Raw genomic sequence first — 12702 nt, 5'->3', positions numbered from 1 at the left:
GTCAGCCCCCTTTCGGGGGAACGATCTGGAGGTAGATCGCCGTCATGATCATGTTGACGGCGAACAGGAGCATGAAGGTGATGACGACGGACTGGTTGACCGCGTCGCCGACGCCCTTCGGGCCGCCGCGCGGGTTGAGTCCCCGGTAGGCGGCGACGATGCCGGCGATGAACCCGAAGATGAGCGCCTTGAGTTCACCGATGTACAGGTCGGGCAGCTGGGCGAGGGCGGAGAAACTGGCGAGGTAGGCGCCGGGGGTCCCGCCCTGCATGATGACGTTGAAGAAGTAGCCGCCGAGCGTGCCGACGACCGAGACCAGCCCATTGAGCAGCACGGCGACGAGCATGGTGGCCAGGACACGCGGCACGACCAGACGCTGGATGGGTGAGACGCCCATGACCTCCATGGCGTCGAGCTCCTCGCGGATCTTCCGCGAGCCGAGGTCGGCGCAGATGGCGGACCCGGCGGCCCCGGCGATCAGCAGCGCCACGATGAGCGGGCTGGCCTGCTGGATGACGGCGAGGACACTGGCGCCTCCGGTGAAGGACTGGGCGCCGAGCTGCTCGGTGAGCGAGCCGACCTGGAGAGCGATGACCGCGCCGAAGGGAATGGAGACGAGGGCCGCGGGCAGGATGGTGACGCTGGCGACGAACCAGAACTGCTCGATGAACTCCCGTAGCTGGAAGGGCCGCCGGAAGACGGCCCGGCCGACGGCCAGCGCGAGGGCGAAGAGCTGCCCGGTCTGGCGCAGCGGGGCGAGGAGCCGCGAGGGCTGCCTCTGCGGCGGCGCCTTCTCCCGCGCTTCCTCGGTGGCCGGCTCGGGCGGCCGGACGGGCAGTGGTGCCGTCATCGGCGCCCACCGTCCAAGGTCGGCGTGTAACTGTGCATGATCGCCGTACGGGCGGCCTCCGGCAGCTGGCCCATCATGGAGATGACCCGTTCCCGGCGTCGCAGGGCCGCCTGTCTCACGGGCAGTCCGGGTGAGGGCTCCAGTTGCGGAACGACGGTGCGGGGCCCCGGGGAGTAGGCGGAGCCGTTGGTCTGCTCCGCGGCGAGAGTGGCCGCGTCCTTCTCCTCGGACATGCCGATGGGGCCTTCCCGGCGTCCGGCGAGGAACTGCGACACGACGGGCATGTCGCTGGTGAGCAGCACCTCGCGCGGGCCGAAGGTGACGAGGTTGCGGCAGAACAGCATGCCCATGTTGTCGGGAACGGTGGCCGCGATGTCGAGGTTGTGGGTGACGATGAGCATCGTGGCGTCGATCTGCGCGTTGAGATCGATGAGCAGCTGCGAGAGGTAGGCGGTGCGGACCGGGTCGAGCCCGGAGTCCGGCTCGTCGCAGAGAATGATCTGCGGGTCCAGGACGAGGGCACGGGCGAGCCCGGCCCGTTTGCGCATCCCACCGGATATCTCCCCGGGGAGCTTTCCCTCCGCACCGAGCAGTCCGACGATGTCGATTCGCTCCATGACGATGCGGCGGATCTCGGACTCCTTCTTGCGGGTGTGTTCACGCAAGGGGAAGGCGATGTTGTCGAAAAGCGACATCGACCCGAACAGTGCACCGTCCTGGAACATGAGCCCGAACAGTTTGCGGGTCTCCATGATTTCCCGCTCGGGGCTGTTCACCATGTCGACACCGTTGATGAGCACACGACCCTTTTCCGGCTTCAGGAGCCCGATGATGGATTTCAGGAAGACGGTCTTTCCGGTACCGGAAGGACCGAGCATCACACTCACCTCCCCGGCCGGCAGCGTAAGGCTGACGTCCTCCCAGACGTTCTGTTTACCGAAGGACTTCGTCAGGCCCTCGACGACTACTTCGATGCCCATCGGCCCTCCTGCGCAGTGGTGGTGAACGACGTCATCTGTCAGCGCTCCGACTCCGGTAAATCCAACGGCGGCTCGTCACACATGCACCGGGAGGCGCACGCTATGTCCGCCGAAACCGCTTGGACAAGCCGTTGAGCAGCGGAATCGTCGGACATCGATCTCTTCGTGGGTCACTTGTCACCGATTGACAAACTCGCCGTTCGGCTTTGTCGCCATCTGAGCAAGCACTCCAGGTGCACCGGAGCCCCGAGGCCCTCGGGGGCGGCTCCACGGGACCCCGACGGCTGGGAAACCCCGGCCGGCAAAACCCCTCCGGGGCCCGGGCCAAGGGGGGCGCGACCAGGGCTCCACGTGCGTCCAACGAGCAGGTACGGACGCGTTTCCGAGCCGCTCAGGTGGGACGTTACGGGCCAGTAACCTGAGTCCGCAACAGTGATTCACCAATTTTCTCCGCCGCAATCGAGCACCATCGTTTTTTTGTTTCGAGGTGAGTGATCGACGCGCGAAACCTATCGAAAAGTGAGGACTCAGGAATGAGGCGACGGGCTTCACGACACCGGTTCGGACACGCTTTGGACACGCAGAAGCCCGCCCCGACCAGGGTTCATTCGTGGTCGGGGCGGGCTCATGGCCCCTCGGGGGGCAGGCGCAGGAAGTGACAAGAATCCGGGGCGCCGCACGTGCGGCGCTTTACGGTTACTTCACCGCGGAGTGCCAGTTCTCGGCGAGCTCCTTGCCGGCGTCGGGCGCCGACAGGCCCGGAGCCGTGAGACCTATCGTGGAGGTCTTGGCGTCGTTCAGGACGAGGTTGCTGGCCCCTGCCGCCGCAGGCAGCCCGACCTTGAGGTCGATCGCCCAGCTGAGGATGCCGCCGAGACCGCAGCCGCTGGCCTTCGGCACGGAGAACTGGCTGTCGCCCTGGCCGGCGCCGGACAGGGCGAACTGGATCAGTTCGCCCTCGTCGTTCGCGGTGCCGTCACCGCTGAACCTGGAGACGGCCAGCGCCGGCATGCTCAGGTTTCCGGGGTGCAGGACCACGGGGTTGCTGTTGCTGCCGATGTAGCACTTGGAGCCGAGCAGCGGGTTGTCCAGCCGGATCTTGACGGGGAGTGTGACGATCGACCCGGAGGATATGCCCGCGACCAGGCTGAAGTCGGTCGGCGTACCGGCCGATTCGACGGTGGCGGTCACCTTGTTGAGGGTCCCGTTGGTGATCTGGTCACACACGGCGGAGACGACCGGCACCTTGCTCGGGCACATGATGCCGAGCAGACCGCCGGGGATCGTGGTCCTGCCGCTGACGAGGGATCCCTCCGGGGGCGGGACGACCGTGTAGGTCTCCTCGGCCGGGTGCTGGATGACGCCGAACTGCAGGTTCGTCGAGCCGGTCGTCGCCTCGGTCTTGCCCAGCTTGATCGACCCGTTGGGCGAGGTGGAGGTCACACACAGCGGGACGTCGGTCTCACCGTCCGCCGCGAGCATGGCGGGGGCGTCCACCGGGCACCGGTCGAACGGGGCCCAGGCTCCGTTGAGCTGGGGCGCGGCGGCGGTGGCGGCACCGGCCGGCGACGCGGTCAGGGGCATGACCAACGCGGCGGACGCGGCGACGGCGCCGGCGGCCTTGATCCAGGTCTTCGAGGCAGATCTCATTGTTCCCTCAATTCGTTGGCAGCTCGGGATACGTACGTGCTCGGTCGTACTTGACGGTGCGGCAGCGGGGGTCATCGAGTCGCTTCGGGAATGTCCACCGGCTGGTTGTCGGGCGTGCATCTGGGGTCTTCCGCACCCGAAGGCGTACAGGGTGCCCCTTGCTTCTGCTTGACGAATCCCGGGGCCCCGGACAGTGACGCGGTGAAGATGTCGTCCAGGTCCTCACCGACACCACACCCCTTGAAGGGCGGTATCGTCGCCGAACCTGTCAGTTCCCCTCCCGTCACCACGGTGTAGCCGATGTTGCCGTTCACCCCGTCCCAGGTCCCTTCGCCGGCGAGTGAGAGCCGGAAAGGACGCTCTGTCCGGCAGTTCTTCCCCACATCCAGCGCGACGCCGTTGACCTCCACGTCATACAGCCTGAGGACGAAGTCCATATCGACGGTGGTGGTGGTTTCGGTGGCACCTGCGTTGGTGAGGTCGATGACGCCGTGGGACACCACGTTGCGGTCCTCCGGCGAACCGGCCTCGGGCGGGATCTGTGTCATCTCCAGGGTGGCTGTCGTCGGCATGAAGCCGAAGGTCAAGAACGTCCCCGTGGTGGGCGGCAGTTGCGGTTTCCCCATGTAATCCAGCACGATTGCCGCGTTCAGGTACGTGTGCATGTAGGGATACCCGGGGACGGTTTCGCCGTCATACGTATGGATCCGCGCGCAGGCAGGGGGGAATTTGGTGGCACCGTCAAGTTTGGTCACGTTCGCGTAGCCGGCTACGTAGGTGACCATGTCACGGCCTTCCTCGTTCACCGGATCCCCGACGCACGGCGGCGCAGAAGCTGATGCAGACTCCTCAGCTCTCGTCCCGACCTCAGGAGCGATGGATCTCTCCTGCTCTTCATCGCCATCGGGCCACTCGTCGGACGCGGACGGCTCGGGCGCGGGCGTCCCGGCGTCACCACCGGCGTCGACCGTCACCAGGGTCGTCTCCTGGTCCGCGTCCACCGCGCACTTCACGGAGACACTCGGCGGCTCGGCCGAGGTTCCGTCGGCCTTCCTCACTGCCAGTTCCACCGAGAGGACGGAGGCCTTGAACGACAGGTCACCCGGCACCCCGGGTTTCACATAGGGAACACTCCCCGCCGTACTCAGTGTCAGGTCACCCGACTCGGGAACCGGCACCGGCTCGGCAGCCGTCCCGATCCACTCCGTCCGGGCGTGCCGGCCCCCCTGAGCCACATCGACCGAGAGATGCGTCTTCGCGCTCACGGTCGCCGCTCCGGCTCCGGCGAGTCCGGCCGACGCGTCCTCGGGGAGCGTCAGGTCCAATCCCATGTCCTCGGGCTGTATCACCTGCCCGACCTGGACCGACTCGGGGATTTTCGCCGTGATCCCGACCTTCACCGGCTGCTTCCCCTCAGGGAAGTCACAGGTGTAGGCAAGCTCCGCGTCGATCTCCTGCGTACCGGACGCGGCCTGCGCACCGGGGATCAGCCCTCCGAGCAGCACAGCAGTGGCTACTGCCGCACCGCGTGCCGTGCGCCTGCGCGTTCCTGTCATACGACTGCCCTTCACTGACGAGGTCCCCTTTCCGAACGGACCGGACGTGCGTCGCGTGGCGACCGGCCTCACCACGGATTCCCTGCTCACTCAGGACCGGTGCACGACCGGATCAGGGGCTGTACACGATGCTCGGCCTGGTGGTGCCACCGCTCGGCGTGACCACGTTGTACGTGGCGTTGCAGAGCGGCTTCTGACCCACGGCCGCGATGCCGGCACACCCCGCGGAGGCGGTCGCGACAGTCAGCGGGTAGGGGGCCACGGCCCTGGGGGCCTTCAGCTTGCCGGTGCTGTCGGCATAGGCGGCCGGGACGCTACCCGTCACCGTGGAGGTGCAGGTGAGAATCTTCAGGGCGACCTGCACGCCGGAGAGGTATCCGTCGGTCGTGCCGGAGGCGTAGGAGTTCGCCTGATGCCCCACGCCGGGATGGTGGTGGCGACCGGCAGAACGGGGTGGCTGAACCATGTGCAACCGCTCCAGGCCGGCGAAGTGATCGACCCGGCCTGCACGGACGGACCGCCGGGAACAGACGGCAGGTTGCCCTGGGCCGTGGACGACACACATGTGATCGGGGCGCCGTCGAGCGTGGGAGCAGGGTTGCCGGCGAGGGCGGAGAACGTCTCCGGTGACACGGGTCCGACGGTCCAGGCCGGTGCGGTGGCACGTGCCGTGGCAGTGGGAGCCGCGACGACGGCGGCTGCCATCGCCACCAGTTTTCTCACAGGACGACCCACAGCGGATTCCTCCACTCGGCGATACGCGTCGGCGATACGGAGCGCCATTACCTCCGGGTGATCCGGATGCGGATCGCACGGCGGGCCGGCCCGCCGTGCGATCCGTCGTTCACCCGTTACCGGCGCAGGGCCGGATCAGGGGGTGTAGACGATGGTCGGCTTGGTCGTGGTGCCGCTCTGGACCACGTTGTACGTGGCGGTGTAGAGCGGGTTCTGGCCCACGGCCGCGATGCCGGCGCAGCCCGCGGAGGCGGTCGCGACGGTCAGCTTGTAGGTGGACGCCGTGGTGCTGGCGGCCTTCAGCTGACCGGTGCTGTTGTTGTAGGTGGCGGGAACGTTGCCCGTCACCGAGAAGGTGCAGGTGAGAACCTTCAGGGTGGCGTTCACCTTGGAGATGTAGCCGGTGGTGACGCCGGAGGCGTAGGTGTTCGCCACGATGCCCCACGGGGTGGTGGTGTTGGCGGTCGGTGTCACCGGGCCGAACGGACTGGTGCACCCGCTCCAGGTCAGCGGGGCGATGGTGCCGACCGTCACCCCAGTGGTACCGGAGGCGGTCTTCAGAGCGGCTGTGGCCGCCGATGTCGTGCACGTCAGCGGGATGCCGTTGAGGCTGAGCGTGACGGTGCCGGTGGAGGCGGCCGAGGCCGTCAACGGCGAGCTGGGGCCGACGGTCCAGGTGGGCGCGGCGACGCCGGCGGTGGCGGTGGTGGCTCCGAGGGTGACGGCGGCAGTGGCAGCGCCGGCTGCCACTGCGATCTTCTTGAAGGAGTTGCGCACAGTGATTTCCTCCGATTCGACAGTGCAGGAGCACTGTTGCGGGGACAGCACCCGGGATCCTGCAAAGGCGCAGGGAGTGCCGCGGTGAATCGCCTTGCGTGGGGGCCGTGCTGCTCTTTCAGCCACATATGCTCTGTGACAGGGCGTGACGTTACTCGCGGGAAACTTCGAGCACAATCCCGTCGGTCAAGGTTGGGTTCGGCAAGTTTTTTCCTCGTCCCTGGGTCACTAATTCACGTGCTGCACTTGTCACTTGGTGCGCAATATTTCGCGGTTGTTTCATGAGGCACCCGGGGCCCCGCCCCGTCACGCAGCTCGCCCGGACCCCCGGAGCGGGACGGAACCGTGCCGACCGGGGGCACGACGAACACAGCGGTGCGGCCCGGGGGCCCGTCCGCCGGCCACCGTGCGGGCGTCCTCGGTGCCGCTCACGGCCGAAAACATTGTCCGGAAGTGAGCATTTCCCGTCCCACCTGCACCGGAGCCCCACCGCGGGGCCACACTACGTGCCCCTTACACTTCGATCTTGTCCAGACAGTGTGCACCTCGCCCGGCTTGGTCTATCTTCGGCGCCGATGTCGGTACACACCTGTCGGTCCGCGGAGCGCCCTCCCCCACGCCGCTCTCCCCGCACCGGGCCCGGGAAAGCAAGGGGACGGCCATGCCCAGACTTATCCAGCCGCTGGACACCGGGGACCCGCTGGGGCCCCTCCCCCAGGAGTTCGCCGCGATCATGCGGCCCGAACTGCCGAGCCTGATCAAAGAGATAGGCATGGAAGTGACCCGCGCGTATCCGGAATACGCGCGCCTGCTGAACGGCCCCAACGGCCAGGCCATCCGCGTCGGCGTGGAGCAGAGCCTTTCCTCGTTCGTCGACCTGGTCGCCGAGCCGTCCACCTCCACCCGGCTCCGCGACGACATGTGCCGGAGATTCGGCCGTTTCGAGGCCTACGAGGGCCGTGGCATGGACGCCCTCCAGGGTGCGTACCGGCTGGGGGCGCGCATCGCCTTACGAAGAGCGAAGAAGGTGGGGCGGAGTTACAACTTCTCACCGGCGCTGATGCTCAGCTTCGCCGACGCGCTCTTCGCCTACGTCGACGAGCTGGAGTCGCTGTCCCGTGAGGGGTACGGCGAGGTGCTGGCCCAGTCCGACCAACAGGGCGAAGCCATGCGCCGCCGGCTGCTGCACCTCGTCCTGGCCGGACGGCCGACTCCCCGTACCGCCATCGCGGAGTTGTGCGAGCAGACCGGCTGGGCGCTGCCGGAGCAGGTCACGCTCGTCGCCGTACGTTCCCCGGTCGGGGTGGACCCCGCCGCCCTGCCCGGAGACGTGCTGGCCGACCTCGGCGATCCGCAGCCGCACCTGCTCGTCCCCGGGCCGCTGGACGGCCCCCGGCGGGAGATGCTCGACCGCGCCCTGGCCGGCACCCGCGCCGCGGTCGGGCTGACCGTACCGACCACGAACGCGTCGCACTCGATCAGATGGGCCCGGCGGGTGGTCGAGCTCGTCGAATCCGGTGTCATCGAGGACGCGCCCCTCATCCTGTGCGAGGACCACCTCGTCACCCTGTGGCTCCTCTCCGACCTCGCCCTCCTCGACCACCTCGCCGAGCGCGAACTGGCCCCCGTCGCGGGGATCAGCGCCACACGACGCGAGCGACTGGTCGAGACGCTCCGGATCTGGCTCGACACCCGGGGCACCGCCGCGCAGATGGGCGAACTGCTGGATGTCCACCCCCAGACGGTCCGTTACCGGATGCGCAGCCTGGAGGCCATCTTCGGCGACCAGCTCACCGACCCGGAGAGCCGCTTCGCCATCGAAGTCGTGCTGCGCGCCACGCAGCTGCGGTCCCGGAGCGGGCAGGCCCTCAACTGAGGCGGCATCACACGCGGTACATGAAATCAACTTACCGCCAGGTAACGCGAAATAGACGGTCAGTCCCAAACGGTTGCGACACGGAGACGTTCTCAACGAGAAACCAGGAACTGCGTCCCGTTACATAGGGAGGAGCGGCGGCCCGCCGGCCGTCGCGGAGCTCCACCTCCTGGCCGACCATCCGAGAGGGAACCCCCCCATGACCGCTTCGCACCTCCTCGTCCCCGTGCCGATCCCCGACCGGGTCGCCGCGCTGATCGGCTCCTGCACCCCCCAGCACATCCTGCAGGCGGAGTTCGACGCCGACTGCGCCGCCCGCGAGGTGCGCAGGTTCCGGGGACCGAGGCTCGGCATCGAGGACCAGGCCGACCGCGAGCAGGCGCTGTCCGAGCTGGCGTGGGCCAACAAGGTGCTCTCCGCCCATCACCCGCATCTCGCGGTGCATCCGGACGGGGCCTGGTGACGCTTCTTGCGCACCGGCGGCGGCCGCCTTACCTTACTCAAAAGTAAGTTTACTTTGGAGTAAGGATTTGGTGTGTCCGACAACAGCAACGGTGACCTCGTCGATGAACTGTCCGGGCTCGACTTCGCCGTAGTCTCCCCGGAGGAGTTCGCGCGGATCGTCAGGAGTCTGTCCGCCGGGCAACTCGGCGAGATCATGCGCGGGGACCTGCGAACCCGGGTGCTGAGCGAGGTCTTCGGCCGGATGCGGCAGCAGTTCCGTCCGGAAGCAGCCGGTCAGTTGAAAGCCCTGATCCGCTGGAAGATCACTGGGGAGAGCGAGGAGGTCTACGAGACCTCCATAGCCGACGGCACCTGCACGGTGAGAGCGGGCCGGTCCGACGCCGAGCCCCGTACGACGCTGGTGATGGGCGACGCCGAATTCCTCAAGCTGGTCTCCGGCAACGGCAATCCCGTGACGATGTTCATGATGCGCAAGCTGAAGGTCGCCGGTGACGTCGGCCTGGCCTCGGGCCTGACCCGCTACTTCGACATCCCGAAGGCCTGAGCCCGTGAGCTACTTCTCCCTCGCCCTGACCGAGGAACAGCAGGACCTGCGGAACTGGGTGCACGGCTTCGCCGTCCAGGTGGTGCGCCCGGCCGCGGCCGAGTGGGACGCACGCGAGGAGACGCCGTGGCCGGTCATCCAGGAGGCGGCCAGGATCGGTCTGTACGGATTCGAGTCGCTCGCCGAGATGTACGGGGACCCGAGCGGGCTCTCCCTGCAGATCGCCAACGAGGAACTCTTCTGGGGTGACGCCGGGATCGGCATGGCCCTCTTCGGTACTTCTCTCGCGGTCGCCGGGATCTTCGCCTCCGGCACCCCCGACCAGCTCGCCGAGTGGGTGCCCCAGTGCTACGGCGACGAGGACGACCCGAAGGTGGCGGCCTTCTGCGTCTCCGAGCCGCAAGCCGGTTCCGACGTCTCCGCGATGGCCACCAGGGCCCGGTACGACGAGGCCAGGGACGAATGGGTGCTCTCGGGCCGGAAGGCGTGGATCACGAACGGCGGGATCGCCGGGATCCACGTGGTGGTCGCCTCGGTCGACCCCGCGCTCGGCGCCCGGGGGCAGGCCGCGTTCATCGTGCCACCCGGCACGCGGGGCCTGGAGGCGGGCCGCGCGATCAAGAAACTCGGCCTGCGCGCCTCGCACACCGCCGACCTCTTCCTCGACGACGTGCGCGTCCCGGGGCACTGCCTGCTCGGCGGGAAGGAGAAGCTGGACGCACGGCTGGCCCGCGCCCGGGAGGGCGGCGACGCCAAGGGCCAGGCGGCGATGGCCACCTTCGAGGTCAGCCGCCCGACGGTGGGCGCGCAGGCCCTGGGTATCGCGCGTGCCGCCTACGAGTACGCACTGGAGTACGCCGGACAGCGCGAGGCGTTCGGGCGGCCCGTCATCGAGAACCAGTCGATCGCCTTCGCCCTGGCGGACATCCGTACGGAGATCGAGGCCGTACGCCTGCTGATCTGGCAGGCCGCGTGGATGGCCCGCAACGACCGGCCGTTCGACGCCGGCCAGGGCTCCATGTCCAAGCTCCGCGCGGGTGAGCTCGCCGTCTCCGCGACGGAGAAAGCCGTTCAGATCCTCGGCGGCGCCGGGTACAGCAGGGAGCACCCGGTGGAGCGGATGTACCGCGACGCGAAGATCTACACCATTTTCGAGGGCACGAGCGAGATCCAGCGCCTGGTCATCGCCCGGGCCGTCTCGGGGCGTCACATCCGCTGACACCGGACACCAGGCGCCGGACGCGGCACGCTCGTCCGGAGCGGCAGGCCGTACGGGGAAACTCTCCGCCGTGCCGGTCGTGCCTCCCCGGCAAAGGCCCCGCCCGGGGCGACGGGTGCTCCCTGCCGTGTTCGTAGCCGTGGCTCCGGGGCGGCCTCCTCGTCCGCACCGTCCGGCAGGCCCCGCAGGGACCGGCGACGGAGACGGACGAGAGAATGCCCGGCGGTGACGACAACCGGAACACGTACGCCTCCTGCGGAGCAGGGACCAGGATGGTCCATGACGCCGAACGGGCGAAGCCGGTGAAGCTGATGACCGCCATCCGACAACACCCCTGGGAGCATTCTTGATCGCCGTGTCCGCCGCCTCCCGTCCGTCCGTCCTGTTCATCACCGACCTCGCCTACGAGGCGCGAGGACGGCGCTACTGCGACGAGGACATCTTCCTGACGTCCCGGCTGCGCGAGACCTTCGATGTCGCCCTCTGCCACCCCCGGGACGCGGTGGCGCTGCTGGACGGGTTCGACGCGGCCGTCGTCCGCAACAGCGGTCCGGTCCTGCACTACCAGGAGGCGTACGAGGCGTTCCGGGCCCGGGCGCGGGAATCAGGGACCCGGGTGTACAACACGCTCGACGGCAGCGGCGACATGGCGGGCAAGCAGTATCTGGTCGATCTGAGCCGGGCCGGATTCCCGGTGATCCCGACCGTGGACCGTGCGGCCGACCTCGGGCTGCTCCCCCGGTCGGCCGGCTATGTGGTCAAGCCCAAGCTGGGCGCGGATTCGGTGGGCCTGCGCTACACCGAGGAGCCGGAGCTGCCCGAGGGAGCCGACGGCGCCCTGCTCGTCCAGCCGAGGATCGACTTCCGCTACGAGGTGTCCTTCTACTTCGTCGACCACGACTTCCGGTACGCCCTCCACGCACCGCATCCGGACAGGCGCTGGGTGCTCGAACCGTACGCACCGACCGCTGTGGACCTGGCCTTCGCGCGCCGCTTCGTCGAGTGGAACACCCTCACGCACGGCATCCAGCGGGTGGACGCCTGCCGGACCCCGGAGGGCGGCCTCCTGCTGGTCGAGCTGGAGGACCTCAATCCCTACCTGTCGCTCGACCGGGTTCCGGAGGAGGTCCGCGAGGCGTTCGTGGCCCGGATGCGGGCGTCCCTGCGGGAACTGCTGGCCTGAGCCGTGCGGCCCGCGCGCAGCTCGTACAGGAACCGGGCCGGACGCGGCCTCGTGCCGGCCACCGGATCGGAGCGCCGGCCCCGGGCCGGCTCGGCGTCCTCGGTCTCCAGCGGGTGTGAAGGCCGTGTACCTGCCGCGCCGGCAGCGTGCCCCTTCGGTGTACGGCTCCGCCGCGTCCTCGCCCACGCCCGCGTCCCGAGGCGTACCCGTACCGCGGATTCTCAGTCGGCGAAGACCGCCGTCTCGTACACCCACGTACCCTGCTCGCGGACGAACCGGCTCTGTTCGTGGAGCGAGCCGGGCCGGCCGTCGTCGGTGTAGTGGGCGCGGAAGGTGACCGTTCCGGTGGTGTGGAAGGCGCTGCCCTCGGTGGTCGCCAGGATCTCCAGCCCCTCCCAGCGCATCGCCGGGTCGAAGTCGATGGCCGACGGGCGGGTCGCCGGGTGCCAGCTGCGCAGCAGGTAGCCGGCGTCCTGGGCGACGAAGGCCGCGTACCGCGAACGCATCAGCGCCTCGCACGTCGGGGCCGCGGCCGTACCCGCGTGCAGTCGGCCGCAGCAGTCTCCGTAGGACGCCGGCAGACCGCACGGGCACGGTGTCGCCGAGGTGATCCGCGGGGGGCCCGCCTGCGGAGCGGCCGGCCGACGGGAGCGTGAGGTGCGTCGTGACATGGGCCCATTGTGACCTGTCGGCCACGGGCCGCCCGCGGGCGTGTCCCGCACCGCTCAGCGCTTGCGCGCCACGCCCGCGTAACCGGGGATCGGTTCGTTGCCGGGGACCCCGGTGATCTCGCCGAGTTCCGGCCGCCGGTCCGCCGGGAGCGGGACGCCCGGCTCGACGAGTCGCGGCGCCGCCGTGTGCGTCCGG

The 12702-nt window shown here is 68.8% G+C and carries 12 protein-coding genes; 5 read left to right on the top strand and 7 right to left on the bottom strand.

Annotated elements, in window-relative coordinates; all coding sequences use genetic code 11:
* Position 1: 1 nt before the first annotated feature.
* The 6 genes from ACF1FZ_RS20035 to ACF1FZ_RS20010 form a co-directional block, all read right to left on the bottom strand.
* The gene (locus ACF1FZ_RS20035) at positions 2–850 is read right to left on the bottom strand and encodes an MlaE family ABC transporter permease (protein ID WP_391774728.1); all 849 of its coding nucleotides are present in this window, start codon (positions 848–850) and stop codon (positions 2–4) included.
* A complete protein-coding gene (locus ACF1FZ_RS20030; RefSeq protein ID WP_391774727.1) occupies positions 847–1830 on the bottom strand; it encodes an ABC transporter ATP-binding protein in 984 nt (327 codons plus the stop codon). The genes ACF1FZ_RS20035 and ACF1FZ_RS20030 overlap by 4 nt, the downstream gene beginning before the upstream one ends.
* Before the next feature lie 696 nt (positions 1831–2526).
* On the bottom strand, positions 2527–3480 hold the full coding sequence (locus ACF1FZ_RS20025) for a hypothetical protein (protein WP_391774726.1): 954 nt from the start codon (positions 3478–3480) through the stop codon (positions 2527–2529).
* A 71-nt stretch (positions 3481–3551) separates the two neighbouring features.
* Entirely contained in the window at positions 3552–5036 is a 1485-nt protein-coding gene (locus ACF1FZ_RS20020) for a DUF6801 domain-containing protein (protein WP_391774725.1), read from the bottom strand.
* A gap of 112 nt (positions 5037–5148) precedes the next feature.
* Entirely contained in the window at positions 5149–5457 is a 309-nt protein-coding gene (locus ACF1FZ_RS20015; RefSeq protein WP_391774724.1) for a hypothetical protein, read from the bottom strand.
* A gap of 449 nt (positions 5458–5906) precedes the next feature.
* Positions 5907–6548: a hypothetical protein gene (locus tag ACF1FZ_RS20010; RefSeq protein WP_391774723.1), complete on the bottom strand. Its 642-nt coding sequence runs from the start codon at positions 6546–6548 to the stop codon at positions 5907–5909.
* 661 nt (positions 6549–7209) lie between these two features.
* On the opposite strand from ACF1FZ_RS20010, the gene ACF1FZ_RS20005 reads away from it, so the two are divergent.
* The 5 genes from ACF1FZ_RS20005 (at position 7210) to ACF1FZ_RS19985 (ending at position 11835) form a co-directional block, all read left to right on the top strand.
* Positions 7210–8424 (top strand): helix-turn-helix domain-containing protein, encoded by a 1215-nt coding sequence (locus tag ACF1FZ_RS20005; protein ID WP_391774722.1) that lies wholly within the window; start codon positions 7210–7212, stop codon positions 8422–8424.
* A gap of 199 nt (positions 8425–8623) precedes the next feature.
* On the top strand, positions 8624–8887 hold the full coding sequence (locus ACF1FZ_RS20000; protein ID WP_391774721.1) for a hypothetical protein: 264 nt from the start codon (positions 8624–8626) through the stop codon (positions 8885–8887).
* 72 nt (positions 8888–8959) lie between these two features.
* Entirely contained in the window at positions 8960–9433 is a 474-nt protein-coding gene (locus tag ACF1FZ_RS19995) for an SCP2 sterol-binding domain-containing protein (RefSeq protein ID WP_391774720.1), read from the top strand.
* Between the two features lie 4 nt (positions 9434–9437).
* Entirely contained in the window at positions 9438–10652 is a 1215-nt protein-coding gene (locus ACF1FZ_RS19990; protein ID WP_391774719.1) for an acyl-CoA dehydrogenase family protein, read from the top strand.
* Between the two features lie 355 nt (positions 10653–11007).
* Positions 11008–11835 carry a hypothetical protein gene (locus ACF1FZ_RS19985; RefSeq protein WP_391774886.1) on the top strand — a complete coding sequence of 276 codons (828 nt, stop codon included), beginning with the start codon at positions 11008–11010 and terminating at the stop codon, positions 11833–11835.
* A gap of 221 nt (positions 11836–12056) precedes the next feature.
* Here ACF1FZ_RS19985 and ACF1FZ_RS19980 read toward each other — a convergent pair whose 3' ends face one another.
* The gene (locus ACF1FZ_RS19980; protein WP_391774718.1) at positions 12057–12506 is read right to left on the bottom strand and encodes a YchJ family protein; all 450 of its coding nucleotides are present in this window, start codon (positions 12504–12506) and stop codon (positions 12057–12059) included.
* Positions 12507–12702 lie beyond the last annotated feature (196 nt).

Source organism: Streptomyces sp. NPDC014623 (assembly GCF_043088245.1).
GTDB lineage: Bacteria > Actinomycetota > Actinomycetes > Streptomycetales > Streptomycetaceae > Streptomyces.
This window is presented reverse-complemented; position numbering and strand designations above follow the sequence as displayed.

Excerpts from the sequence above, each read along its gene's own strand:
- ACF1FZ_RS20035 (WP_391774728.1), bottom strand. The coding sequence starts at position 850 with ATGACGGCACCACTGCCCGTCCGGCCGCCCGAGCCGGCCACCGAGGAA.
- ACF1FZ_RS19980 (WP_391774718.1), bottom strand. The coding sequence starts at position 12,506 with ATGTCACGACGCACCTCACGCTCCCGTCGGCCGGCCGCTCCGCAGGCG.
- ACF1FZ_RS20030 (WP_391774727.1), bottom strand. The coding sequence starts at position 1,830 with ATGGGCATCGAAGTAGTCGTCGAGGGCCTGACGAAGTCCTTCGGTAAA.
- ACF1FZ_RS20025 (WP_391774726.1), bottom strand. The coding sequence starts at position 3,480 with ATGAGATCTGCCTCGAAGACCTGGATCAAGGCCGCCGGCGCCGTCGCC.
- ACF1FZ_RS20005 (WP_391774722.1), top strand. The coding sequence starts at position 7,210 with ATGCCCAGACTTATCCAGCCGCTGGACACCGGGGACCCGCTGGGGCCC.
- ACF1FZ_RS20020 (WP_391774725.1), bottom strand. The coding sequence starts at position 5,036 with ATGACAGGAACGCGCAGGCGCACGGCACGCGGTGCGGCAGTAGCCACT.
- ACF1FZ_RS20000 (WP_391774721.1), top strand. The coding sequence starts at position 8,624 with ATGACCGCTTCGCACCTCCTCGTCCCCGTGCCGATCCCCGACCGGGTC.